Genomic DNA, 25,443 nt, shown 5'->3' with positions numbered 1-25,443 from the left:
TAATAAAAGCCGGCGACTGTCGCAGTCGCCGGCTTTTATTTTATCGCGTTGATTAATTATGCGGTTTCACGCTTACGCCAGAGAAAATACAACACCGGAATCACCACCAGTGTCAGCAACAGAGCACTGGCAGTACCACCCACCATAGGTGCGGCAATACGGCTCATAATTTCCGAACCTGTGCCCTCTCCCAGCATGACCGGCAATAAGCCCACGGCAATAGTAGCCACCGTCATCGCTACCGGGCGCAGACGTAAACCGGCACCATTGATAACCGCCTGACGTAATTCACTTTCCGTAACCCTGCGCTGCTGCTCCTGTGCCAAAGCCAGAGCAGCCTGATATGACTGATTTAAATACACCAGCATAATCACACCGATTTCTACGGCGACACCGGCAAGAGCAATAAAGCCTACACCGACAGCCACAGAAAAATTAAAGCCCAGCGCCCACATCAGCCACAGGCTGCCAACCAGTGCCAGTGGCAGAGTCAGCAAAATCATCGCGACTTCGGTCAGCCGGCTGAAACTCAGATACAGCAGCAAAGCAATAATGGCGATGGTTAACGGCACCACATACTGCAGTTTTTCTTTCGCACGCTGCATATATTCATACTGCCCCGACCAGCGCAGCGAATAACCCGCTGGCAGCGTCAGTTCGCCGCTGTCCAGCGCCTGCTGTACCCGGCTCTGGGCAGAATCAACATAGTGGCCAACATCCACACCGTCGATATCAACAAACAGCCAGCCATTAATGCGCGCATTTTCACTTTTAATGGCTGCAGGCCCCGCTTCACTGCGGATATCAACCACATCACCCAGCGTCACCAGCTGGCCATTCGGCGCGACAAAAAACAGCTGTTTTAAAGCTTCCGGTGAATCACGGTAAGCCTGTGGATAACGCAGATTGACGCCGTAACGCTCCAGTCCTTCGACGGTTTCAATAATATTTTTGCCGCCAATGGTGGTGGTAATAATCTGTTGCAGCTGCGCCACACTCAGACCATAACGCGCGGCCTGCTCACGGCGGATATCCAGGGTTAAATAACGGCCACCGGCTACCCGCTCAGCATAGGCTGATACCGTACCCGGTACTGTTTTAATAATGCCTTCAAGCTGCTGACCTATTGCCTGAATCTGCTGCAGATCCGGCCCCGCTATTTTCACCCCGACCGGGGTTTTAATACCGGTGGCCAGCATATCAATACGGGTCTTGATCGGCATAACCCAGGCATTACTCAGCCCCGGAAACTGTACTTTATTTTCCAGCTCCGCACGGATATCGGCGGTCGTAATCCCCTCACGCCACTGATATCTGGGCTTCAGCTGAATAAAGGTTTCGATCATGGTTAATGGTGCCGGGTCGGTCGCCGTTTCCGCACGGCCGATTTTTCCCATAACAGTTTCCACTTCCGGAACACTGCGGATTAATTTATCGGTTTGCTGCAATATCTGCCGCGCTTCACCGATAGACAAACCCGGATAGGTAGTCGGCATATACATTAAATCGCCTTCATCCAGTGGCGGCATAAATTCGCTGCCGATTTTTGTCAGCGGATACAGGCTGGAAAGCGCCACCAGCAGTACCAGTGCCAGCAGTGTTTTCGGACGCGCAAGAACCCGTTGCAACAGCGGCAGATACAGCACCTGCAAAGCACGGTTGAGCGGGTTTTTATCTTCCGGCTGAATATGGCCGCGAACAAAATAGCCCATTAATACCGGCACCAGGGTAATGGCCAGAATAGCAGCCGCGCCCATGGCATAGGTTTTGGTAAAGGCCAGCGGGGCAAACATCCGCCCTTCCTGCGCTTCGAGGGCAAACACCGGCAGAAAACTCAGGGTAATAATCAGCAGACTGAAAAACAGCGCCGGGCCAACTTCCTGCGCCGAGCGGCTGATCAGTGCCCAGCGTTCACTGCGTTCGGCGGGTGGCTTTTGTTCTTCGGCTTCCAGATGTTTGTGCAGGTTTTCAATCATCACAATGGCACCATCGACCATGGCACCAATGGCAATGGCGATACCGCCAAGGGACATAATATTGGCGTTAATTCCCTGCCATTTCATAAGTACAAAGGCGGCCAGAATACCCACAGGTAAACTCAGTACGATGACCAGCGACGAACGCAGATGAAATAAAAACAACGCACAGACAATAGCAACCACAACGAACTCTTCGCTGAGTTTTTGCCATAAATTATCGATAGCATTATCGATCAGCCGGGTGCGGTCATACACCGTGGTAATTTCGATACCGGCCGGCAGTGAGCTCTTTAAACGCTCAATACGCTGTTTAACGCCGGCAATGGTCGCCTTGGCATTTTCACCAAAGCGCATTACCACAATACCGCCAACCACTTCGCCATCACCGTTCAGCTCGGCAATACCGCGACGCATCTGCGGGCCGGTGCTGATGCTGGCAACATCTTTCAGTAATAACGGCACGCCAGCACTGTCGATACCCAGCGGAATATTTTCCAGATCGGTAATGCTGCGTATAAAGCCGGTGGCGCGCAGCATGGTTTCCGCTTCGGCCATTTCAATCACCGAGGCACCGCTTTCCTGATTCGATAACTGCAGCGCATTCACCACCAGCGACAGCGGAATTTTATGCGCCGCCAGCGCCACCGGATCGAGCTGAATCTGGTATTGCTTCACCATGCCGCCTAATGGCGCAATTTCGGCGACACCGGGCAGACTCTGTAATTCGAATTTTAAAAACCAGTCCTGATAAGCGCGCAGATCCGCCAGCGAATGCTGTCCCGTAGGGTCGCTCAGAGCATAAATAAATACCCAGCCGACACCGGTCGCGTCCGGGCCTAACTGCGGCCGTGCCGCTTCCGGCAGGCTGGGCGCAATCTGGCTTAAATACTCCAGCACACGCGAGCGCGCCCAGTACAGATCGGTGTCGTCATTAAAAATAACGTACACATAGGAATCGCCGAAAAAGGAAAAGCCGCGCACGGTTTCTGCACCCGGCACCGACATTAATGCCGAGGTCAGCGGATAGGTTACCTGCTCCTGCACAACCTCCGGTGCCTGGCCGGGGTAACTGGTTTTAACAATCACCTGCACGTCGGATAAATCGGGAATAGCATCCACCGGTGTACGCGATAAGGCGTAAAAACCGCCACCAACCAGCATCAGACTGAGCAGCAGCACCAGCAGGCGGTTGCGTACCGACCAATCAATGATGGCTGTGATCATGCATCACCTCCGCTGGCTGGTTATCGCTTTCCATCTGCTCATGATTCATCTGTGAATGATCCATGTTCGAATGATCCATGTTCGAATGATCCATCTGCGAATGATCCATCTGCGAGTGATCCATATTCGAGTGATCCATATTCGAGTGATCCATATTCGAGTGATCCATATTCGAGTGATCCATATTCGAGTGATCCATATTCGAATGATCCATGTTCGAATGATCCATCTGTGAATGATCCATCTGTGAATGATCCATCTGTGAATGATCCATCTGCGAATGATCCATATTCGAGTGATCCATCTGTGAATGATCCATCTGCGAATGATCCATCTGCGAGTGATCCACTTCATCGTCAAAACGGCTCAGGTCGGCACCGATGGCCGATTCCGAATCCAGCATAAACTGCGCACTGGTCACCACCTGCTGGCCTTCTTTCAGGCCACGCAGAATTTCGACGTTATCCTGTCCGCTGCGGCCAACCATAACCGCCTGAGAACGGAAGCGGCCATCACCCAAAGCCAGCACAACCCGTGGCTGTACGCCATCATCAATCAGGGCATTACGCGGCACCTGCAGTACCGGTTCACTCTGTTTCTGCAGTTGTGCCTGGGCAAAATCACCCGGGCGCCAGTTACCGCTCTGGTTATCCAGCTGCAGGCGTACCGTCTGGCTGCGCAGCTCGCTGTTCAGCAGTGGATACACACTGTCGGCCATAAGCTCGGCCGACACCCCGTCACGCCGTTGCAGCACAACCCGATCACCAGCGCTGAGCCAGCCGGCCAGCGACCCCGGCAAACGCACGTCCACCCACAGGCGGCTTAGATCCGCGATCCGTAATAACGCCTGCTCCGGCATTACCCGTGCTCCCGGCATCAGATTCAGCTGGGTAATCACACCATCCTGCGGCGCCACGATCGCCACCTGCTGGCGCACCTTGCGATCGCGGCGCAGCTGCTGCAGCCAGCCGGCATCCACACCCAGTGCTAACAGACGGCTCTCCGCCGCGCGGATCAGCGCTGGCTGACGGGCTTCCAGTGCGCCCAAAAGTTCTTCCTGTGCGCTGATAATGCGCGGGCTGTAAAACTCAAACAGCGTCTGTCCGGCGCTGACACGCTCGCCCACGGCAAACACCTGCTGGCGGCTGATCCAGCCTTCGCTGCGCACCTGGATCTGCTGTTCGTATTGCGGATTCACCTGAATTTCCGCCAGTGCCAGCGCCTGCTGCACCAGCGGCACCCGCTCTGCTGCAGCGCTCTGTACGCCCAGGTTCTGTTCTACCGCAGGACTGATGCGGATGGTGCCCGGCGCGTCTTCGGCACCGCTGTTGTCATCGGCGTAGACCGGCACCAGCTCCATCCCCATCGGCGACAGGCCGGGTTCAGGGCGGCGATAGTTAGGGTCCATCGGCGCAACCCAGTAAAGTGGCTGCGGTTCAGCACTGGCCTGTGTTTCTGCCGCTTCTGTTTGTGGTTGCTGTACCGACATCAGGCCGGCGCCGAGACCGGTACCTACTGCCAGAGCCAGTAATAACGGCCATTGTTGTTTCATTGTCATATCGTTTTATTCCTGTTCAGTACCGTGGCCGGATGTCATGCCTGGCTGCGCAGCAGAGGCGGCAGGCGACGGTGCAGAAAATCCGGGGGCATAAAATTCAAGGCGGATTGCGGTTTTGTGCAGTTCACGCAAAAGGTTAAGGCGTTCGATATCGCCGTTGAGGCGCTCCATCACCGCACGGATCACATCGTTAAAGTCATCTCTGTCCTGGCCGTAGCTGTTCTTTACCGCCTGTAGCTGGCGGCTGATCTGCGGCAACAGAGTCTGATCGTAAAATTCCAGCCGCTGGCGCTGCAGCTGATACTGAGCCCATTCGTTGCGTACTGCGCTGAGCAGCTGGCGTAACAACAGCTGCTGCCGGGTTTGTTCGGCTTCGCGGCGGCGTACACTGGCGGCCACCTTGCGCTCGTTGCGTTCGCCGTTAAACAACGGCAGGTCGACGCTGACACCAACGGAAACAAAATCCGCACGGTCGTTACCCATCGCATCATCGCCGCGATAGCCGTAGCTGGCCTGAATGCCCCACTGCGCTTTGTCTTCCTGACGCGCCAGCTCGATATCAGCGGCGGCGCTGGCGACGCGGTTTTCAGTCTGGGCCCACAGCGGGTGCTGCATCAGCACGGCGGCTAACGCCTGATCGTCAGGCATTGCATTTACCAGCTCTGCTGCGGGCTCAAAGCGGGGAGCATCTTCCAGCGCCAGAGCCGTCATCGCCTCACCCGGCGGCAGCCATTCATTCAGACGCTGACGCGCAGCCTGATACTGTTGCTGCAAATTCAGCAGGCGCTCACGGATACGCTGGGTTTCCAGCTCAACGCGCAGCAAATCCTGTTGCTGTGGCCCGCTGTCAGCATTCAGCCCGCTGGCGTTACGGTAACGGCGGTTCAGTACGGCGGCCTGCTGTTGCAGGTGCTGCAGGTGTTCGGCGGTCAGCTTTTCGGCCGCCTGAGCACGGGCAGCTTCCAGCCATAACAGTGATACTTCACGACGTAACTCACGCGCACGCAGCGCCTGATTTTCACGGCTGAGGCCGGCCATCAGACTTTGCTTCTGCGCCTGCAGATCAAGGCTGTCACCACGCGGCAGCATCTGGCTGATACCCAGCTGGATCTGGGTCATGGGTTCCTGCTCAAACGACCAAGAGTCGGTAGGAAGATTCTGCGCATTCAGCGCGATTTTCGGATTAGGCCAGTAGCGGCTGGCGGCGCTGTCCTGGCGATAGGCCTGCTCCAGCTGACGCTGACTGCGCAGCGCCGGGTCCGACTGCAGCGCATACTCGCGCGTCTGCTCCAGACTCAGACCCAGACCCAGGCCCGGCTCCGCGGCCAGTACCCTGAGCGCAGGCCAGCACAGCAGCACAAACACAATGGCCTGCGCACAGGGGTGGCGGCCGGTAAAAAACGACATCATGGAAATGCTCCACTTTCAGCAAATCAAAAAGACACAAAGATCAGGGGCTGTTGCCACCAATACCTGTGCGGTTCTGTAGCAATGATTCAGCTGAAAATGGGGGGACGTTGCGGCAGGGCCAGCACCACGGCAGCAGCCGGGCGTGGGTCGTAGCGGGAAAAACTCTGCTGTTTGCTGCGTATCGCACGCGGCATATCCAGCGTCATAGCAAAAGAAGAACAGGCACCGGCACAGCAGGGGCAGGATGCATCACAGTCGGCCATTGTGGCGCTACTATGCGTACCGGTGTGCATACTGCTGTTGTCTGAGACGTGCTGAGCGTCGCCGCTCATATCGTTCATCAGCATCATATCGTGGCAGGCAGGCATGGTATGCATTGCTGCCGGCGCCTGAGAGTCTCCGCCCGCCGTCATCTGTACCAGCTCATTCTGCGCTGCCATTTGCCAGAGCATCAGAGCCTGACTGTTGGCACTCAGCACTACTCCAAACACCAACGACAGCACCAGCAGCCCCTGAAGAGGGCCGCGCAGCCGGCGGTTAATGGATGAAAGGCTCAGTGTCAGCAAGTTTCTGTCCTGTATTGATCAGAAATACGAAAACCAGGATACAACATTATGCGTTTTTGCCACGCCAAGAACATAGGCATAACTCAATAACGCCATAAAAAATGCACTGCGGCTGGCGCGCTTGATCGCGGCGGTGCCAAAACCGATGTACAGCAGCAGACCAATCACTTTACCGGTCAGCCAGGCATCAGTCAGCGGGTACTGAGCAATGCGGATACACAGCATAATGGCAAACACCAGCAGCAGGGTATCGAGCACATGAGGCAGTATTTTCAGCAGTTTGTTCCGGCGCCATACCGGCGCGAAATAAAACAGCATAAAGCGGCCGGCAAACAGCAGGACGGTTAAATAGGCCAGGCCTGCGTGCGAGTGTTTCAGTACAGAGTAATCCACGGCAATCTCCGTTATCGCAGCCGTTACCTGCCCGGAATCGGCAGAGGCTGGCAGCGGTCTGATAAAAAAGTGGCGGCGAGCATAGCAAGAAGTGTCCGACGATTCACCCGCACAGCCAAAGACAGAACCGATATGGCCCGATGGGAAACACAGAGCAAGCAGAAATCGCGCGCGTCTAGCAGGCTGCTAGACACTAATTAAACAGGCCCTAGACCTCAAGCCAGAAGGTTACCGGGCCATCATTCGTGAGGGACACTTTCATATCGGCGCCAAAGCGGCCGCTGGCGGTGGTTACCTGTAACGCGGCCTGCTGCAGAAAATAGCGGTATAACTCTTCAGCCAGCTCCGGCGCTGCGGCGCGGGAAAAACCAGGGCGGGTGCCTTTGCCGGTATCAGCCGCTAACGTGAACTGCGACACCACCAGCAATTCATAACCACAATCAAGCAGGCTGCGGTTCATACGCCCCTGCTCGTCGGCAAAAATACGGTAGTTCAGTACTTTATTCAGCAGCTTATCGGCACTGGCGCTGCTGTCGTCACGCTGTACACCAAGCAATAACAGAATGCCTTCACCGATGGCACCAGTGGTTTCGCCATCCACCACCACGCTGGCGTTGCTGACGCGCTGAATCAATCCGATCATACAAACCCTGCCCTGCAAACAAAGGCGCAGAGAATAACCGCTCAGTCTGCGCGCGCAAACCTGCACGCACTGGCGTCAGTGACGGCTGATGGCGTGCAGACGCTGCGCCACGGCGGTGTAATCACGGCTCATATCATTCAGATGGCTGGCATCCTGTGCATTCTGCTCCGACAAATTGCGGATACGCTCGGCCAGCTGATGAATTTCCTGCGCAACCCGCGTCTGTTCATCCACGGCAGTGGCAATGGTCGCCGTGCGGCCCTCAATATTACTGAAAGCGCTGACAATATCGGCAAAGCTGTCGCGCGCTTCCTGTGCCCGTTCGATTGACTGACGTGACAGTTCACGGCTGTTTTCAATCACCTGCACACCAGAGCCTGCGGCCTGCTGCAGCTGGGTGATCATCTGTTCGATCTCGCTGGCGGAGGCCTGGGTTTTACCGGCCAGAGTACGTACCTCATCGGCCACCACGGCAAAACCGCGCCCCTGCTCGCCGGCCCGGGCCGCCTCAATAGCAGCGTTCAGCGCCAGCAGGTTGGTCTGTTCAGAAATCGCCTTAATCACCGCCAGTACGGCTCCGACCTGCTGCGAATCGGTGGCCAGACGCTCAATCACCTGCGAAGCATTGCTCAGCGCATCGGCCAGCCGGCCAATGGCTTCACTGTTTTCGGTGACCACCCGCTGCCCCTGATCAACCACGGTGCGCGCTTCGCTGGCGGTCTGCGCGGCGGTGGCGGTGTTCTGGGCCACCTCTTTGGCGCTGGAAGCCATTTCGCTGACGGCGGTTGCCAGAGTGTTGTTTTCATCCAGCTGGGCATGGGCGCGGCGGGTCAGGGTATCGCTGAGACCGTTCAGACCATCGGCACCTGTGCGGATACCTTCGGCTTCGGTGCTGATGTTACGGAGGATGCCGCCCAGATAATCAGCGTAATCATTCACCGCCTGACGTAAGCGCCCGACTTCGTCATCACGGCTGACGGTAAGACGGGTACTGATCTGACCGTTAACCAGACTGCGGACCTGCGCCGTGGTTTCTTCCAGCCAGCCGATAATCTGCCGGCCAAAGACAATCATCACCAGCACAAACAGCAGAATCAGCGGAACCAGACTGGAATACAGCATCAGCGACAGTGCACTCATGGTCTGCAGAGCAACGCTCTGCGGCAACAGCATGCCCACCTGCCAATGCTGTTCCTCCAGACTGCTCAGAACCAGCAAAGCCTCGTCGTCCGGCACCACGCCGGCAGGTACAGCAACGCCACTGCGGCCGGCACTCAGCAGTGTTTTCAGCGGTGCCAGACTGCGGTCTTTGGAGGCCAGTTCATCCAGTGTTTTCATATCCAGAGACTGCGTGCGCAGACCCGGTGCAGCGACCACGGTACCGGTCTGATCAACCACGAAGGGATAAGCCTGAGCAATTTCGCGATGCCCCTGCAGTAATTTGCCCAGACCGCTGAGCATCAGATCGATAGTGGCAACACCCCAGAATTCTCCCTGACGACGAATAGACACGGTACAGGTGACCATTGGCGTGCCGGATACCGGATCGGCATAGGCTTCCGACCAGGCACACTGCCCCGGCGCCAGCGTGCGCCCGATGCTGTACCAGCCCTCGTTGTGATAACCCGACCCCGCCGGATCGTTATAATCGTTCAGCAGTTGCAGACGACCCTGACTGTCACGCGCCCAGAACAGCGACGCACGCTCCCGCGCCGGGTCCAGACGTTGCGGCTCTGGCCAGATACCGCCACCGGCAATGGCACCATTACCAAATTCGTCCACCAGATCGCGTAAATGAGTAATAAATGTTGTCTCATCCAATGGCAGTGTTGCACCCAGTGCCGCCATACTGCGCGTCAGTGATGCTGTGGCCTGCAGTACGCCATGGATTTCGGCAGCAATGCCCTCGACCCGCAGCTGCGCACTATCCTGCGCTTGCTGATACAAACGTGGCTCGGCAAGATAGTGGGTAAGAAGGTAGATACAGAGAACAGCGCCCAGCAGCAAAGATGCACCGGCCAGCCAGAGTTGTTTACGAATTAACATAGAATACGCCCGGAAGGTGATTATTTTCAGTCTAGTGAGAATTCCTGACTCTTCCGGATAACCGCCCTCAGCACAGCAGGATTACCATGACAAAGAAGACACTGATGTCACTCATTCTTTTATTAACAGCCTGCACCAGTCTGGCGACCGAGGTGTACATCAGCCGCGACGCTAACGGTAACGTCATCTTCAGTGATAAGCCGGGACAGAACTCCGAAAAACATGCGGTTAAAGAGCTGCCGTCCATCCCCGCCTATGTGCCTCCCCCCAGTGCACACCAGCCGGCCAAGGTGAACGAACCCAGCTTTAACTACACCAGTCTGAGTATTATCACCCCAAGCAATGGTCAGGATATTCCGACCGGTTTCGCCGGTAATGTTGAGGTGTCCGGCGTACTCAGTCCCGGCCTGCGCGAGGCCGACACACTTTATCTGCTGGATAACGGCGAAGTGTTACGTCAGGGACGCCAGACATCCTTCCAGCTCACCAACCTCAGCCGTGGCGAGCATGGCCTGCAACTGGTCGTGCGTGACAAAGCCGGCAACACCATTATCAGCAGTAACCTGGTGACCATTTATGTTCAGCGCGCTTCGGTTCTGAACCGTTCAGGCCGCTAAGGCCTGTTAACGCGGCCTGCACTGGCCTTAAAACCAAAGCACCAAATTCGAGCACAAAAATACTGCGAAGCACTGTTTTTGTGCGCTTAATTCTCCTGTATGTTCGTTCATGTTCGACTTAGCAACATGAATCGCCTACCCCGGCGCTAATATTGTGCATCCCTCCCATGACCTCTGATATATGGCTCAGTTTTTGCTGAAAGCCAGTTGCACAATGTTTTAGCGGCCTGACAGATGGCCACGACTGCCCTCTGGATAAGTACTGGTGGTGCGGTCTGACCCACGCCTCACGCGGCGTTTTTACAGGCAGCAAACGGAGACAAGCATGCTGGCCAGCCCGATCATCAATCAACGCTTACTGGAACACCTGAATACCGGTGTTCTGCTGCTGGACGCCGATCTGACCGTTCTTTATATGAACCCCGCAGCCGAAGCCCTGCTGGAAATGAGTGGCAAGCGCTGTCTGGGCGTGCCCTTTTTTGAACTGGCCATCGAATCTGAAGAAGCGACCAGCGCGCTGGAGCAGGCGATTATTACCGGCCACTCCTATACCAAACGTGAAGCCACTATCCAGCTGCACAATCAGCAACAGATGACGCTGGATTACAGTGTCAGCCCGGTATCCCATCCGGAAAGCCGCCTGCCTTCGCTGCTGATCGAACTGCAGGGGCGTGACCGGCTGATGCGCATCAGCCGCGAAGAGCAGCTGATCGCCAAACAGGAAACCACCCGCTCGCTGGTACGCGGGCTGGCCCACGAAATTAAGAACCCTCTCGGTGGTATCCGCGGTGCCGCGCAACTGCTGGAGCGTGAATTACCTTCGGCCGAGCTGAAGGAATACACCAACATCATTATCGAAGAAGCCGACCGCCTGCGTGATCTGGTCGACCGTCTGCTCGGCCCGCGTCAGATTCCGAAACAGGAACAGGTTAATATTCACGAAGTGCTGGAACGTGTCTGCCAGCTGATCGATGTTGAATCGGCCGGCCGCATCAATATTGAGCGCGATTATGATCCATCCATTCCGGAGCTTGAGGCCGACAAAGGTCAGCTGATTCAGGCCCTGCTGAATATCTGCCGCAACGCCATGCAGGCAATGCTCGAAGCACAGCCGCCACTGGCACAGCCACAACTGAGTTTACGCACCCGCACCGTGCGCCAGTTTACCATTGGCCATCATCGTCACCGTCTGGTCGCACAGATCGATATCAGCGACAACGGCCCGGGCATTCCCGAAGAATTACGCGAAAATCTTTTCTACCCGATGGTCAGCGGCCGCGCCGACGGCACCGGCCTGGGATTATCGATTTCGCAATCCATTATCAATCAGAAGAACGGCATCATTGAGTTTGTCAGTGATGCCAGTAAAACCGTCTTCTCTATTTATTTACCTCTGGAATAACTATGAGCACTGTCTGGATTATCGACGACGACAAATCAATCCGCTGGGTTCTGGAAAAAGCTCTGGAACAGGCCAATATCACCACCCGCGTCTTTGAACAGGCGGAGCCGGCACTGGCAGCGTTAAAGCGAGAACATCCGGATGCCATTATTTCCGATATCCGGATGCCCGGCATGGATGGTCTGGCGTTATTACGTCATGCTCATGAAGCTCACCCGGATTTACCGGTGATTATTATGACCGCTCATTCCGACCTGGAAAGCGCGGTATCGTCCTATCAGCAGGGTGCGTTTGAATACTTACCCAAGCCATTCGATGTGGATGAAGCAGTCAGCCTGATTCATCGTGCGATTGCACACTTCGCTGAATTAAATGCCAATGCGCCGCAAAGCGAAGAAGAAACCGAAGAGCATGAAATTATTGGCGAAGCGCCGGCCATGCAGGAAGTTTTCCGTGCCATTGGCCGCCTGTCGCAATCCAATATTACCGTATTAATTAACGGTGAATCCGGTACCGGTAAAGAACTGGTTGCCCATGCCCTGCATAAACACAGCCCACGTTCGGCGCAGCCGTTTATTGCCCTGAATATGGCGGCTATTCCCAAAGACCTGATCGAATCAGAATTATTCGGCCACGAAAAAGGCTCCTTTACCGGTGCCGGCGGTCAGCGTCGCGGACGCTTTGAACAGGCTAATGGCGGTACTTTATTTCTCGACGAAATCGGTGATATGCCGGCCGATACCCAGACCCGTTTATTGCGTGTTCTGGCCGACGGTGAATTTTACCGCGTAGGTGGCACCACGCCGGTCAAAGTGAATGTACGGATTATTGCCGCAACTCACCAGAACCTTGAAGGCCTGGTTAAAGAAGGACGTTTCCGTGAGGATTTATTCCACCGCCTTAACGTTATCCGTATTCATCTGCCACGTCTGGCGGATCGTCGTGAAGATATTCCGAAGTTACTGTCACACTTTTTAAAGCGTGCCGCCGAAGAGCTGGAAGTCGAAGCCAAAACCCTGCGCAGTGAAACCGAAGATTATTTAAGCTCGCTTGACTGGCCGGGTAACGTGCGTCAGCTGGAAAATACCTGCCGCTGGATTACCGTCATGGCGTCCGGCCGTGAAGTATTAATCAGCGATCTGCCTCCGGAGCTTTTGGAACAGCAAGGCAGTATTCATACCTCCGGCAACTGGGAACAGGCTTTACGCTACTGGGCAGATCAGCAACTGGCCAACGGTGTTACCAATCTGCTGGATACCGCCGTACCGGTGTTTGAACGCATTATGATTGAAACGGCACTTAAGCATACCGCCGGACGCCGTCGTGATGCCGCCAACCTGCTGGGCTGGGGACGTAATACGCTGACCCGTAAAATCAAAGAACTGAATATGGATGGCCACGGTTCTGATGATGACGATGACAGCGACGAATAACGTCGCTTTGCAGTCAGGCCTCAGGGCCTGACTTCGCGCCAGTAAATCACCCGGTCATGACCACGGTAAATACCAAAGGTGGCCGTCGCCTGCGGATCATCCAGCGAACCATTATTATCAAAATCATCCTGCAGCCATACAGGCACATTAAAGCCAACCGTTGCCGTGCCGGTATCCGGTGTACCGGCGTGTAAAACCGGTGCCTGCAGTAACACCGCATCCGTATTACGGCCACTGATTAACGTACGACTATTACCCAGCACACTGGTCAGCGTTGACGGCAAGACACTGGCATCAACGCTGCTGTCGTAACTCCAGCAGCTGTCATCGCTGTTCTGCACAAAGCGTCCGCCAGAAAAATATTCTGCCCGTGCCGGTATCCGCAGAGTTTGCGTTTCCGGGCCGTAGCTGTCTTCCAGCCATAAACGCCCGTAACGCAGCTCAAAACCAGAAGAAATATTAAGCGTTAACGAGCCTGCCATATTAACCTCATCCGTATCTTTAAAATCGCTCAAGGTTAAAATCGGCTTCGGTTGAAAAGGGGACACTTTTGCTCTTAGTTCTTTACTGTAGGTAAAGGTATCATTCAGCACATCAAGGGTATAATTCAGAATACCTGCCGAAGCGGTAGTCAGGTTTCCGGCATTAATCACCGCTGACAGCGAAACAGGCAAACCATCATTGGCCAACGCGCTGCTGTCTGTGGCCGGCAGAGAAAATATGGCCGGGTTCGGCGGTAACTTCATAAACCCAGTCTGGGTATAGTTCTGCGTCAGATTATTCAGCGCATTCCGGGCCTGAATTTCCAGCACAGGGGCAAGATCCCAGTGAATATCCTGACCGCTGTAAGCAAAACCAGAAGCCGTACTGCAATAGGGCTGCAACTGTCCGGCGACCAGTTCTGTGACGTTAAAATGATGTGGATAAAAACGTCCGGTCGGAGTACTGACCGCCGCTGGTAATGTTACGCCATGATAATTACTGCCCGGTGTTAAGCGGATATTAAATACACCGACTTCTGATACATTCGCTGCCAGAATGTTTTTATTATCCGTGGCGGCACTGTGATTATATTGTGCCGGATTTAATACAGCATTAACGCCTGCCGAAGGGGCAACCAACTCCGTACTCAGAGTCATATTATTCATTGCAAAGCTTGGGGTTGGTGTATTGTTACAAAAATCAGAATCACTAGCCGTCTGCCAGCCGACGGCGGAAATATTCAGATTAAAATTATCTCCGGCTTTGACGAAGGCATCACAGTCACTATAGACAGGAAGACCACATTCACCATTGTTGCCATTATTGTCATCTGCCTGAATACAGAAGCCCGCCGGGTAACTGACAAAACGGTCGTTTCCGCTCATGGTTAATCCGTTTTCCGTACCCGTTCCGCTGTATTGCACGTTCAGCTGCATCAGCCCGGCATCGGCATAGTTAATCGTCAGCGGAGTCTGTCCATTGGCATCAAAACTCAATGTTAAGGTTACTGCTGGTACAGAAATATCGGCGATATTATTTCCGTTAACACTGACCGGCCAGGACACAACACGGGAAGTATTATCAGGGTCAATATATTGTGAGCTGAAAGCGATGTCGCGACTGACACTGGCAAATCCTGGCACACAGGCTCTGGTTACATCGTCTTTTTTAACGGCTTTCAGCAATACATCACTGGCGCCAAGCCCTGCAGGAAAATCCGGAATATCCAGCACAAAACCAGAGTCTGCAAAGGTCATACTGCAGTTGGTCGATAATGCCCCGCCGTCACGCGAGCAAAGATTAGACGTAAACGCCTGCGATACCGGTACCGATGACAACACCTGAAGATTAACCGTTGCCGCCGTATTCTGGCGTAAAGAAAGCGTGGCAGAACCACCACTGAAGGTTTGTACATCGCCCCCTTCCCAACCGGAAGGGCCAAGTGTAACGGTCACCGGATCGGTATATAAACTGGAACAGCTGGCATTGGCGCAGGCTTTAATCTCTACTTCCTGTGGAGAACAGGTCAGTGCACTGCTGGCGTAGCTCATTTCAAAATGATGAACGATGGGGCCAATCGGATTAATGGTATTGGCACACACCCTTAGCAGATCTATTTCGTGATAATTACTGGAGGCTCCGGTTGATCCTGTAAATGAGAGTAATAAATTCTGTGGAATCGTCGCCTGGCCATTCAGGTTCGCAACATTAACCGGCGCGACCAGGGGTACAAAACCAGCGCCACTGTCGCGCTCGACACTGACGATGGACTGCCCGGCGATACGGGAATCAATAACAAAACGATAACGGTGAGCCGGGCCACCAGCTGAGGATGTTGGCCGTTGATCCACTCCCGGAGATAAGCTGCTGGTGCCGGTCAGATAACGATAGCCACTGCTGCCACTGCCCGAACCACGAATGGTTACGCTGTCTGGTCTGGCACCCGGCCCCCCAATCCGGCCTTCGGTCGGATTGGAAAAGTTTCCGTACTCATCCAGACCAATCCCCAGCCAGCCACCGGCAAAACCGGGGTCACCATTATCCCGCTGGGCATACCCCAAAGAACCACCAAAACTACCGGACTGCGGGGTAATGGTGGCATCGGAGAAGACCACCGAAATACCGTCAGCACCGGTACCAAAAAAGGAAGTTGACCAGGCGTAATGGGTGAATTCAATCACCACTATATTATCTGCCGCCGGAAATAAACGCTGTAATGTCGATGCTGTGGATTGGTAGGTAACATCCTGCGTCAGACGCAGACGGTTATTCACTAATGAGGGTGTAAAACCACCGGCCACCGCTGATGTGATCCAGTCGCTGCCATTGCCGGTGCGATCAAAATCATCATTAAAACAGGTTAAAGCAGCACTGTCTGAGGTGATACGCAGGTCATCCAGATGGAAGTAATCATTTCCTCCGCTGTTGCCGCCGGTCTGGCGAAAACGGAACTGAAAATTACTGCTCAGTGCCCCGGAAGGGAGAGCAAAAATACTGTTACCGCTCGCACCCGCGGTACCATTTCCGCTAATAGTCTCCAGTGGCGTCCAACCTCCGGAACCGGTACGGAATTCTGCAACCAGATCCTCGCCGATATCAGGGTCTTCGCTGAAAGAATCAGCTCCCCGCCGCCACCAGTACTCAAGAGTAACGCCACTGTACACACTTAAATCGAGGGTTTTTAGCTGTACATTGACCACACCACTGCTGGTATAGAGTGAGCGCGTCGGACTACTGGCTGTCGCAGAAGAAATTCCGGTATCACCACCAGAAGACGTCGTCACACTCCAGTCACTACCAAGAAAATTGCGCTCAAAATCGTCGCAGAAAATAATATTACTGCCGCCACAATAACCTGCAGTCTCCGTCAGTTTAACGTCATCGATATGCCAATAGTCGTTATCCGGACCATTTCCCCGGTCAAGCTGAAAGCGGACGCGTAAACCGGTATACATAGCCGCTTCGGGTAATTCGTATTCAGCCAGCCCTGATTCTCCGGGCGTACCACTACCGTCAAAGCGCTCCAGCTCTACCCAGTTAGTATTATTTAATAAAATCTGCACTGTCAGATCTTCATTGCTGTCAGGGTCTTCACTGAAACTGTCATCGCCACGCCGCCACCAGAAGGATAACGTAGCACCGGCTTTACCCGCCAAATCAAACGCCAGCGTATCGACCGTTACCGTATCCCAACGCAGGAATAAACTGCGGGAAGGTGAGTTTGCTGTTGCATTACTGATGCCGGTATTCGTGCCGCTGCTGGCAGCCCAATTGCCACCCAAAGTGGTACGTTCAAAATCATCACTGAAAATAACATCGCCGGGAGCAGCATAAACCCCGGCACTGCACAGTAAAAAAAACAGCCGTAAAATAATCTGCATTATTTCACTCTCACTTCAGTGGTACGTTGTGCGCTGTCAGTGCCACTGCCACAGGTTCCCGTCGAGGTCAGCGTAAAATATACCTCACTGTCAACCGTAACCGGCTGGCATACAACACGAACATTGCAGCTGCTCAATCCGTACAAAGAATTCGTTGAAGAAAAATCATGAGCATAGAACGGTACTGATGCACAGCTTCTGCCTGCACTCCCATCCGGAGGCAGAAGTAAATTAAGGCTGAGCTGTAACCCGGATTCTGCCGCATAAAACGCACGCTGCGACTGTAACTGCAGGCTGCTGCCCTCACTGCTGCTTTGCTGTAATTGCGCCATAGCAGCGATAACCAATGCCAGCACCGTGATTACAAACACAGCCATTGGTAAGCCAAAACCCGACTGCCTGGCCGTTATTCGGGCATTTAATATTCGCTCAGGGCACATTACGGAGCTGTACCTCCTGTGTCTGTTGCAACTGGTCATCAGAGGATGGGTTTTCCAGAATATAAGAAAAGGTAACCAGACCATTGCGCCGCAGTGTCGGGGGTAAATAACGGAAATTCAGCGAGTTATTTTGCAGGGGATAGGCCAGAACATCCCGCCCGGCGGCCTGTGATGCTGGCAGCGACGACTCCAGCGAGGCGATATTGGCAATAAAACCGTAATTCCGGAAATGATAAAGAAAGCTGCCCTGCTGACAAACCGCTTCCGGCGTAGTAACCAGATAAAAGCGCCTGACAGGCGAATCCGATAAAAATTCGTGAGCTGACGACAGGCTTACCGTTACCGCAGCAGTGCCAGCCGGCAAGGTAGCAATGGCCTGCGTTAATGCGCCACTGGCAGACGGACTGTAAAGTTCGTTCTGATTGATAGGATAAATAACTGCGTAGCCACTGTTAACTTCTGATGCCGAAACCGGCACGGCGGTAAAATCGGTAATTGCCATATCCAGGGCAAGACTTGTGTAAACAGAGGCAACCTTGACCGGAATAAACTCAATACAGCGGCCATTGGCTGTTACCCGGATACTCCCGGGCAACGCCGGGCGTAATAACCGGCTGATCTTTTCATTGATGACACTGCCTGTTGCAGCCAACTGCTGGCGCGCGCCACTGTCGAGCAGCATGCGACCACTCTCGCTGATAAAACGTACAGAAATAATGGCCAGAACACTGCCGACAACAAGTACAATCAGCAATTCAATCAGAGTAAACGCCTGTAATCTTGATCTGGCCGGAAGCAGCATCAGAAATTACCTTTATAAGCGGTAAAACGGCTTACCTGCCCATTGGGTGCCATAATACTCAGATCAATTCTTTTTGCGCCTTCAGCATTAATGCCCAACGAATTATCGCAATGTACCTCAATGCTGACGCTATAGCCGTTATACAACCCTGCCAGGCTCTGATCCATTAATGCCGGATCTTCGGCATTAATACCGTTGTAGTCATCCACATCATCGTATTGAGCACGGCTTTCGCCGTCATCGGTGATACGACATACGCCATTATAAGGTGGTACACCGGCAGGCCCGGTTGTTTCGTCAAACTGGCGAGCGAGTATTTCGTCCAGATAAATTTGCGCCAGATTGGTTACACGGCTTTGCAACAGCGCATCAGCACTACGGCCGGATAGCAGCGAAAATACCCGCAAGCTACCCACCAGTGCCACGCTGATAATAATCAGCATGATCACCAGCTCGACCAATGTCAGTCCCTGTTGCCTGTTCATATTATCGCGCCTGAAATATTAGGGCCTGTTAACACTGAAAATACCTTCTAAGTTTAGCTGATCAGGGCTGACAGGTTGCCGGATAAGCAAAACCACTGGCAGCCAGGCACAATGGATGAGTCGTTTCGGAGGAGAAGACAAACTGATAGTTGCTGCCTACAGAGGTATCGCTGGCAAAGATAAGGCTGCTGGTCTGACCATTGCTGAAGGCCGAGCCATTAAGGCTGAGAGTAGCGTTATGACGGGGAGCCTGACGCTCCTTAAATGACACCGTTCCCTGACTGAGATTAAACCGCCAGTTCGTATTGTCCTGCATCACGCTAAGAACAACCGCAGAATTACTGGTATTGGCCAGTGCACGCTGCTGGGCCAGTAAAATCATAGCCTGTAATTGATCACGCGCACTTAACGCAGAAAAACTATCCGGGCGGGCAAAAAGACTGCTGCCAATCGCACTGAGCACCCCCAGCAGAACCAGTACCATCACCAGTTCTACCAGGGTAAAGCCCGAGACATGCGGCTTCATTGCAGAAGCGGATTAGCAACCACTGGCAGTAACCACGACTACCGGAGAGGCGGTAATAGGGGCGGTATTATCGGTTGCTGCAGTTGCTGCGGTATAGGCAGCGGTGCAGTTTGCACGCAAAGTATATGTCAGGGTACTGCCACCTGTTGCACCACCACCGCTGACCACATAATCCACAGTGCCAGCATCAAAAGCAGCCTGAAGACCCGCCGAAACCTGAGCAGCTACCGTAATACCGGCGGCATCGGCAGTCGGATAACCGTTCACCATAGTAATGGCACTGCCTTCCAGTGTAACGCTGGCGCCCAGTGCTGCCCCATTCGCCAGTTGCTGAGCGTGGGCAATATTTGCTGCCGAGCGCAGTGCACCTGCCAGCGCATTAACACTGGCCGTACGCGCGTCACCGCCAAAATCTGCGAAGCGGGGCAAAGCAAAAGCCGACAGCACGCCGAGAATCACAATTACCATGATCAGTTCGATCAGTGTAAAACCTGCTTGTTTCTTCATATTCCGACTCCTGCTTGCTTATCGGATAAACCAAGTGACCCGGCCATTGGCCGCGTTATATTCAATGTAAGACTGACTTCCGTTTTCTTCCTGCCCGCCGGCGTCTTTGCCTGCGGTTTTTCCACTGTTTGCCGCCGTTACTTTTACGTAGCGACAAACACCGGAGATCCAATACACACGATAGCTGTCTGCCGGCGCGTGCTCATAAGCGGTATACAACGGTGGTACCGGGTCCTGCAGCAATGCCCGCCAAAGGCGGATACAAGGTGCTGTTGCGGCCACCACATCTGACGATACCGGCGTATTCTGCTGTTCATCAAAACCCGCGTCCGCTGAGGTTACTGCTGCATCCACCGGCCAGCCGGAAACCGATACAGCAATATCATTACGTCCAAAACCACTCAGCCGTTCGACAGCTCCGGGCTGACCATCCAGAAACCAACGTTCATGCACTTTCATGACGGCGGCTTTTAAGCTACTTCCCTGGGCAATAACTTCTGCCCTTCTGGCATCATCCAGCAAACGGTTATAACGCGGTAACAACAGCGCAGGCAGTAGTGCCAACAGAGCGACCGCCGCCGCAAATTCCAGTTTGGTATAAGCATGTAAAGAACAAATGCGGCCATCATTCATAAGCCTACTGAAACCTTAGCTCAGTGATTTTTTTTTGCCGTTTATATTTACGAAACAAAACATAAATCCGCCTGTTTTCAGTGATTTAATGCGCCGGATCAAAGAATCCTAACGCCCTGTCGCCACACGGCTGAGATCCCAGATAGGCAGGAAAACCCCCAACGCCAGAACCAGCACCATTAAGCCGAGAAAAACCAGCAGAACCGGCTCAATCGCATCAGCCAGGCGCTTCAGATCGTAATCAATTTCCTGCTCATAAAAATCCGCAACCTCATCGAGCAAACTATCAACCGAACCGGTTTCTTCTCCCACCGACATCATCTGTAAAACCAGTGGGGTAAACAGCCCGGTCGCAATTGCTGTATTCGTCAGGCGATCGCCGCGCTCAATACCATGCTGCATACTCTTAACCGCTGCACCGATAAAGCGATTACCGACACTCTCGGCAACAATGGAAAGTCCCTGCAGAATTGGCACCCCCGCCGCCATCAGCATGGCGAAAGAGCGGGAAAACCGCGCCAGAGCAATACGCTCGAAGATGCCGCCCAATATCGGAATTTTCAGTTTTTTCTCATCCCAGAACAGGGCACCTTGCGGTGTTCTTACGTAGCCCCGGAATGCCCAAAAGGAAACGCTCAGCATCACCAGTAAGAACAACCAGTAATCCTGCATAAATTGTGATGTGCCCATTAATACGCGGGTAGCCCAGGGAAGCTGGGCGCCAAGATTATTAAACACCCCACTGAAGCTGGGTATCACAAACATCGTGATCACGACCATCGCAATACTGATACTGCCAACAACCATGGTTGGGTAGCGTAATGCGGCTTTAATCCGCTTACGGGTTTCACGCTCCATTTCCAGGTGCGAAATCAGTTTCAGTAATGCATCCGCCAAATGCCCCGTAGTTTCACCGATATGCACCATGCTGATAAAAATGGGAGAGAAATACTGCGGGTATTGACGGAAAGCAGTCACCAGATCCGACCCGGATACCAGAGAACGATTGATACCATTCAGTGTATTTTTTATGGCGGGATTTACCGATGACTCTGCCAGCCCGGTTAAAGCACGGATAATAGGAACACCTGCTTTAGTCAGCGAATAAAGCTGCCGTGTCAGCAGAATTAATTCGTCCGCACTGATACGCTCGCGCGCCCACAGCTTCATGTTTAAGCCGGATGATTCCCGGACTTCTTCGGCCTCATCCAGCGCAAGTACAATGATCTGCTGTTGCTGCAGCTGATCCAGCGCCGACTGACTGCTGCCGGCGGCAATAATTCCATTCACCGCCTGGCCACGGTTATCACGGCCACGGTAAATAAATTCAGCCATTGGCCAGATCCTCTTCCAGAGTTGCTGACACCCTGAACACCTCTTCCAGCGAAGTTACTCCGGCACGGGCATAATCCAGTGCGCACAAAGCCAGGGAACGGAATCCGCTCTGGGCGGCAGCTTGTTCAGCAAACAACTGCGCATCATCATGACGCAATGATGCAACCAGCTCGGGAGTCATTTCCAACAGCTCGTAAATACCGATACGTCCCTGATAACCGGTATTGTGACAGTGATGACAACCACGGCCACTGAGGTAATTGTGAGCCGAAGATCCCGGTTCCAGTACATCCAGCCAGGCCTTTTCCTGGGCGTCCATAACATGCGGCTGCTGGCAATGGCGGCATAGCTTTTTGACCAGACGCTGAGCCACCACCGCGCGCAGCGATGATGCCACCAGATAGCGGTCAACCCCCATATCCATTAAGCGTGCGACCGTTGATACCGCATCATTGGTATGCAACGTTGATAACACCATATGGCCGGTCATGGCTGCACGCAGACCAATTTCAGCCGTTTCGTGGTCACGAATCTCCCCGACTAATACAATATCCGGGTCCTGGCGTAATGCGGCACGTAATACCGTAGAAAACTCCAGGCCAACTTTGCTGTTTACCTGTACCTGATTTACCCGCGGCAAGCGGTATTCAATCGGGTCTTCAGCGGTAATGATCTTTTTTTCCGGCTGATTCAGCACACTGAGAGCAGCATAGAGGGTAGTGGTTTTACCACTACCGGTCGGACCTGTGACCAGTATCAGGCCATGAGGCCTGTGAATCAGATATTCAAAACGCTTCTGTAGTTTTTCCGGCATCCCCAGTGTTTCCATGCTGAGAATTCCGGCACTCTGATCCAGCAAACGCATCACCACCGATTCACCGAACTGCACAGGCATGGTCGAGACCCGCACATCAATATTTTTATTCGACACGCGGATATTAAAACGCCCATCCTGTGGTAAACGTTTCTCAGAAATATCAAGACCAGACATAATTTTCAGGCGTGATACTAATGCCGAAGCAACACGCTTTTCTTTCATAACCTGTTCCTGAAGTTCACCATCGACACGCAGACGAATACGCAGCTGGTTTTCTTCCGGTTCGATATGAATATCCGATGCTTTAATCTGTACCGCATCTTCAAACAGGCTTTGCAGTAAGCGTACAACCGGCGCTTCATTAACATCGGATGACTGTGCCATCTGATCAATATCAAATTCACTGCCACGCAGCTCGCCTTCCAGCTCACCGGCGATGGTCGCCATCTGCTCCTGACGGCGGTAAACCGTATCCAGAATAGAGAGGAGCTCCTGCTCACGGATAAACGCCGGGAAGATCGCTGTCTTAAGGATTCGCTGCAGATCATCAATCACCATCAGATCGGTAGGGTCTGCCATACCGATCAGTAAGCCATTATTTTCCTCAGACAAAACCAGACAGCGATAACGCCGGGCATGGGTTTCCGGCAGACGCTGTACCAGATGATTATGAATACGGAAACGGGCCAGATCGATAAACGGATAATTAAAAAAATCGGCCAGCGTTCTCAGCAGTTCATCTTCTTTAACAAAACCCAGATCAGTAATCGCCCGGCCCAGCTTTTTCCCGGTTTTTTTCTGCTCTGCCAGAGCCTGATGCAGCTGATCTTCGCTGATCAGGCTCTTTTCCAGCAGCAGATCTCCGACACGGACACGTTTACGACTCGGCGTTTCCATAAATTACCTTAAGCTTTTTAATTTTTGCTCAACCCAGCGCTGCTGATCAGGGGTCAGACGATTCTGCTCATAAAGACCCTCCAGCACGCTACGTGCCTGCTGATTTCGCCCGGCAGAATGCAAAGCCTGAGCTAACGCCAGTGGCCAGTTAACAACATCCGGCTGCGCAAGGATCAGCTGCTGGTAAACCCGGACAGCATCGTCATAACGGCCAAACAAATGCAGACCCGGTGCTGCAACAGCAAGCCAGTAAGAATGGAGAACAGAGGCATGCTGCGCATAAAACTGCAGAAATTGCTCCCGTTCCTTTTGTTCAAGGTAAATACGCAGTTTGATGGCGAGATAGTCTTCCCGCCCGGCCAGAACCAGTGCCTGATTTATATGCTCCAGTGCCATGGAAAACTGCTGACTGGCGAGATCATCCAGCGCCTGCAAATAATGTTGTTGCGCTTCCTGATCGCTGCGCACCACCGAGGCAGCACCTGCTGACGCAGTCGGTTCTGCTTTCTCTTTTACAGGTTTTTCTGCAGCAGTGAGGACTGACGGCTGAGGCTGAGTTTCCTCTGCAAAAGTATTCTGCGCTCCGGCCCGAATCTCATTATTTGAAGTAATGACAGCCGTAATCTCTTCTGCTGCGGCTGGCTGAGTATTTTCAGTATTGGAATCCGCCGGAATATCTGCATTTTCCGGAATATCTGCGCTTTGTATTGCAGCAGGCGCTACAGCCTCTGTTATAACCTTTTCAGGGCCGTTTTCTGTTAACCGCTCAGACAGATAAAAAAAGACCGGAATTAAAATCAGCAACAGCCAGAACACAGGCTGATAACGGCGAAAACGTAATTGCGCCGGGAAATAGGCTGCAGCAGGTGTTTCATGATCCAGCTGCAAAGAGGGTGGTAACACCGGCTGTACAGCGTCACGTTTATCGATATCCCGCAGAACCTGATGCAGCAAGCTCATATAAGCACCAGAACCACAGCGGCAAACAGAGTAGAAAGGCGCAGCCATGACCAGTCCGGCGCAGATGGGTAAGCACCTTCGGTATCGGCCACCGCTTTCGCCACATGACGGGATTCCAGCTGATGGCTGCCATTGCCATACCCCACCAGCAATGTTTTTGCCGCAAGAATATTAACCAGTCGCGGAATTCCGCGGCTGGCCTGCCACAGATGCTTAAGCGCCGATGCCTGAAACAGCGGCATGCCACGATACCCGGCAATACTCAGGCGTTGTTGCAGATACACCGCCAGAGCTTCGCTGTTATTTAACGGCCGCAGATCTGCACTGTAAGTAATACGCTGTAATAATTGGCGAAAGCGGGGTTGAGCAAGCGTCAGATTAAGCTCAGGCTGGCCGAATAAAACAATCTGAACCAGCTTCTGCCGTTCGGTTTCCAGATTGGAGATCAGCCGCAGTGCTTCCAGCGTATCCTCCGGCATGCACTGCGCTTCATCAATAATCAGCACGACCGGCTGAGCATTCAGTGCAAACTGCAGCAGACACTGCTGAATATCTTCCTGCACCTGAAGATCGCTTTTATTTTCCGTGTTTAATCCAAGCTCACGGGCAATGGCGCGCCATAACCCTTCTGCGCCTAATGCCGGATTGGGAATATAAGCAGTGCGCACGCCATCAACACTGAGAGCATTGAGCAGACGGCGGCACAATAATGTTTTGCCGGTTCCGACTTCACCGGTAACTTTTATAAACCCTTCACCAGACGACAATGCAAACAACAGCAGTTCGAAGGCCTGCTTCTGACTGGGCAATTCCACATAAAATTCGGTATTGGGCGTCAAGCCAAAGGGTGGCTGTTTAAGGCCATAAAATTGCTCACAGGCCTGGGTCAGCTGGGTCATATCCATAC

Annotated in this window: 20 protein-coding genes; 3 read left to right on the top strand and 17 right to left on the bottom strand. The window is 53.4% G+C overall.

Translation table 11 applies throughout. The features are described from left to right. Positions 1-56 precede the first annotated feature (56 nt). The 7 genes from HUF18_RS10575 to HUF18_RS10540 form a co-directional block, all read right to left on the bottom strand. On the bottom strand, positions 57-3,203 hold the full coding sequence (locus tag HUF18_RS10575) for an efflux RND transporter permease subunit (RefSeq protein WP_225692170.1): 3,147 nt from the start codon (positions 3,201-3,203) through the stop codon (positions 57-59). Continuing rightward, complete coding sequence (locus tag HUF18_RS19710) at positions 3,184-4,761, bottom strand: efflux RND transporter periplasmic adaptor subunit (RefSeq protein WP_274704265.1); 1,578 nt, start codon at positions 4,759-4,761, stop codon at positions 3,184-3,186. The genes HUF18_RS10575 and HUF18_RS19710 overlap by 20 nt, the downstream gene beginning before the upstream one ends. Positions 4,762-4,767: 6 nt before the next feature. Further along, the gene (locus tag HUF18_RS10560; RefSeq protein ID WP_225692169.1) at positions 4,768-6,171 is read right to left on the bottom strand and encodes a TolC family protein; all 1,404 of its coding nucleotides are present in this window, start codon (positions 6,169-6,171) and stop codon (positions 4,768-4,770) included. A gap of 86 nt (positions 6,172-6,257) precedes the next feature. Then, a complete protein-coding gene (locus HUF18_RS10555; protein WP_225692168.1) occupies positions 6,258-6,737 on the bottom strand; it encodes a hypothetical protein in 480 nt (159 codons plus the stop codon). Between the two features lie 18 nt (positions 6,738-6,755). Next, positions 6,756-7,130: a SirB2 family protein gene (locus HUF18_RS10550; protein WP_145469794.1), complete on the bottom strand. Its 375-nt coding sequence runs from the start codon at positions 7,128-7,130 to the stop codon at positions 6,756-6,758. Between the two features lie 208 nt (positions 7,131-7,338). Then, entirely contained in the window at positions 7,339-7,773 is a 435-nt protein-coding gene (gene dtd, locus HUF18_RS10545; protein WP_225692167.1) for a D-aminoacyl-tRNA deacylase, read from the bottom strand. A gap of 75 nt (positions 7,774-7,848) precedes the next feature. Further along, positions 7,849-9,819, bottom strand: coding sequence for a methyl-accepting chemotaxis protein (locus tag HUF18_RS10540; protein ID WP_225692166.1), 1,971 nt, complete (start codon positions 9,817-9,819; stop codon positions 7,849-7,851). A gap of 104 nt (positions 9,820-9,923) precedes the next feature. On the opposite strand from HUF18_RS10540, the gene HUF18_RS10535 reads away from it, so the two are divergent. The 3 genes from HUF18_RS10535 to ntrC all read left to right on the top strand — a co-directional run bounded on the left by HUF18_RS10535 (position 9,924) and on the right by ntrC (position 13,271). After that, positions 9,924-10,436: a DUF4124 domain-containing protein gene (locus HUF18_RS10535; RefSeq protein WP_225692165.1), complete on the top strand. Its 513-nt coding sequence runs from the start codon at positions 9,924-9,926 to the stop codon at positions 10,434-10,436. 325 nt (positions 10,437-10,761) lie between these two features. Continuing rightward, complete coding sequence (glnL, locus tag HUF18_RS10530) at positions 10,762-11,838, top strand: nitrogen regulation protein NR(II) (RefSeq protein ID WP_186435967.1); 1,077 nt, start codon at positions 10,762-10,764, stop codon at positions 11,836-11,838. Between the two features lie 2 nt (positions 11,839-11,840). Continuing rightward, complete coding sequence (gene ntrC / locus HUF18_RS10525) at positions 11,841-13,271, top strand: nitrogen regulation protein NR(I) (protein ID WP_145469798.1); 1,431 nt, start codon at positions 11,841-11,843, stop codon at positions 13,269-13,271. A 20-nt stretch (positions 13,272-13,291) separates the two neighbouring features. Here ntrC and HUF18_RS10520 read toward each other — a convergent pair whose 3' ends face one another. The 10 genes from HUF18_RS10520 to HUF18_RS10475 form a co-directional block, all read right to left on the bottom strand. Further along, the gene (locus HUF18_RS10520) at positions 13,292-17,134 is read right to left on the bottom strand and encodes a DUF6701 domain-containing protein (protein WP_225692164.1); all 3,843 of its coding nucleotides are present in this window, start codon (positions 17,132-17,134) and stop codon (positions 13,292-13,294) included. A gap of 429 nt (positions 17,135-17,563) precedes the next feature. Continuing rightward, complete coding sequence (locus HUF18_RS10515; RefSeq protein ID WP_225692163.1) at positions 17,564-18,376, bottom strand: type II secretion system protein; 813 nt, start codon at positions 18,374-18,376, stop codon at positions 17,564-17,566. Further along, positions 18,376-18,861 (bottom strand): type IV pilus modification PilV family protein, encoded by a 486-nt coding sequence (locus HUF18_RS10510; protein WP_225692162.1) that lies wholly within the window; start codon positions 18,859-18,861, stop codon positions 18,376-18,378. Before HUF18_RS10510 ends, HUF18_RS10515 begins: the two co-directional genes overlap by 1 nt. 61 nt (positions 18,862-18,922) lie before the next feature. Then, positions 18,923-19,387, bottom strand: coding sequence for a prepilin-type N-terminal cleavage/methylation domain-containing protein (locus tag HUF18_RS10505; protein WP_225692161.1), 465 nt, complete (start codon positions 19,385-19,387; stop codon positions 18,923-18,925). A gap of 12 nt (positions 19,388-19,399) precedes the next feature. Continuing rightward, entirely contained in the window at positions 19,400-19,894 is a 495-nt protein-coding gene (locus tag HUF18_RS10500) for a type II secretion system protein (protein WP_145469804.1), read from the bottom strand. Positions 19,895-19,912: 18 nt separating this feature from the next. Then, the gene (locus HUF18_RS10495) at positions 19,913-20,527 is read right to left on the bottom strand and encodes a hypothetical protein (RefSeq protein ID WP_225692160.1); all 615 of its coding nucleotides are present in this window, start codon (positions 20,525-20,527) and stop codon (positions 19,913-19,915) included. A 108-nt stretch (positions 20,528-20,635) separates the two neighbouring features. Further along, positions 20,636-21,862 (bottom strand): type II secretion system F family protein, encoded by a 1,227-nt coding sequence (locus HUF18_RS10490; RefSeq protein WP_225692159.1) that lies wholly within the window; start codon positions 21,860-21,862, stop codon positions 20,636-20,638. Beyond that, positions 21,855-23,576 carry a GspE/PulE family protein gene (locus HUF18_RS10485; RefSeq protein WP_145469807.1) on the bottom strand — a complete coding sequence of 574 codons (1,722 nt, stop codon included), beginning with the start codon at positions 23,574-23,576 and terminating at the stop codon, positions 21,855-21,857. The genes HUF18_RS10490 and HUF18_RS10485 overlap by 8 nt, the downstream gene beginning before the upstream one ends. 3 nt (positions 23,577-23,579) lie before the next feature. Then, positions 23,580-24,536 (bottom strand): tetratricopeptide repeat protein, encoded by a 957-nt coding sequence (locus HUF18_RS10480; RefSeq protein ID WP_225692158.1) that lies wholly within the window; start codon positions 24,534-24,536, stop codon positions 23,580-23,582. Then, entirely contained in the window at positions 24,533-25,441 is a 909-nt protein-coding gene (locus HUF18_RS10475) for an ExeA family protein (protein ID WP_225692157.1), read from the bottom strand. Before HUF18_RS10475 ends, HUF18_RS10480 begins: the two co-directional genes overlap by 4 nt. Between the last annotated feature and the right edge of the window lie 2 nt (positions 25,442-25,443).

The organism is Thalassolituus sp. ST750PaO-4, from assembly GCF_020320405.1.
In the GTDB taxonomy this organism is placed as follows: domain Bacteria; phylum Pseudomonadota; class Gammaproteobacteria; order Pseudomonadales; family Oceanobacteraceae; genus Venatoribacter; species Venatoribacter alkanivorans.
This window is presented reverse-complemented; position numbering and strand designations above follow the sequence as displayed.

Coding starts and splice junctions, on each gene's coding strand:
- HUF18_RS10575 (WP_225692170.1), bottom strand. CDS start 3,203: ATGATCACAGCCATCATTGATTGGTCGGTACGCAACCGCCTGCTGGTG.
- HUF18_RS19710 (WP_274704265.1), bottom strand. CDS start 4,761: ATGACAATGAAACAACAATGGCCGTTATTACTGGCTCTGGCAGTAGGT.
- HUF18_RS10560 (WP_225692169.1), bottom strand. CDS start 6,171: ATGATGTCGTTTTTTACCGGCCGCCACCCCTGTGCGCAGGCCATTGTG.
- dtd (WP_225692167.1), bottom strand. CDS start 7,773: ATGATCGGATTGATTCAGCGCGTCAGCAACGCCAGCGTGGTGGTGGAT.
- HUF18_RS10540 (WP_225692166.1), bottom strand. CDS start 9,819: ATGTTAATTCGTAAACAACTCTGGCTGGCCGGTGCATCTTTGCTGCTG.
- HUF18_RS10535 (WP_225692165.1), top strand. CDS start 9,924: ATGTCACTCATTCTTTTATTAACAGCCTGCACCAGTCTGGCGACCGAG.
- glnL (WP_186435967.1), top strand. CDS start 10,762: ATGCTGGCCAGCCCGATCATCAATCAACGCTTACTGGAACACCTGAAT.
- ntrC (WP_145469798.1), top strand. CDS start 11,841: ATGAGCACTGTCTGGATTATCGACGACGACAAATCAATCCGCTGGGTT.
- HUF18_RS10520 (WP_225692164.1), bottom strand. CDS start 17,134: ATGCAGATTATTTTACGGCTGTTTTTTTTACTGTGCAGTGCCGGGGTT.
- HUF18_RS10515 (WP_225692163.1), bottom strand. CDS start 18,376: ATGCTGCTTCCGGCCAGATCAAGATTACAGGCGTTTACTCTGATTGAA.
- HUF18_RS10510 (WP_225692162.1), bottom strand. CDS start 18,861: ATGAACAGGCAACAGGGACTGACATTGGTCGAGCTGGTGATCATGCTG.
- HUF18_RS10505 (WP_225692161.1), bottom strand. CDS start 19,387: ATGAAGCCGCATGTCTCGGGCTTTACCCTGGTAGAACTGGTGATGGTA.
- HUF18_RS10500 (WP_145469804.1), bottom strand. CDS start 19,894: ATGAAGAAACAAGCAGGTTTTACACTGATCGAACTGATCATGGTAATT.
- HUF18_RS10495 (WP_225692160.1), bottom strand. CDS start 20,527: ATGAATGATGGCCGCATTTGTTCTTTACATGCTTATACCAAACTGGAA.
- HUF18_RS10490 (WP_225692159.1), bottom strand. CDS start 21,862: ATGGCTGAATTTATTTACCGTGGCCGTGATAACCGTGGCCAGGCGGTG.
- HUF18_RS10485 (WP_145469807.1), bottom strand. CDS start 23,576: ATGGAAACGCCGAGTCGTAAACGTGTCCGTGTCGGAGATCTGCTGCTG.
- HUF18_RS10480 (WP_225692158.1), bottom strand. CDS start 24,536: ATGAGCTTGCTGCATCAGGTTCTGCGGGATATCGATAAACGTGACGCT.
- HUF18_RS10475 (WP_225692157.1), bottom strand. CDS start 25,441: ATGGATATGACCCAGCTGACCCAGGCCTGTGAGCAATTTTATGGCCTT.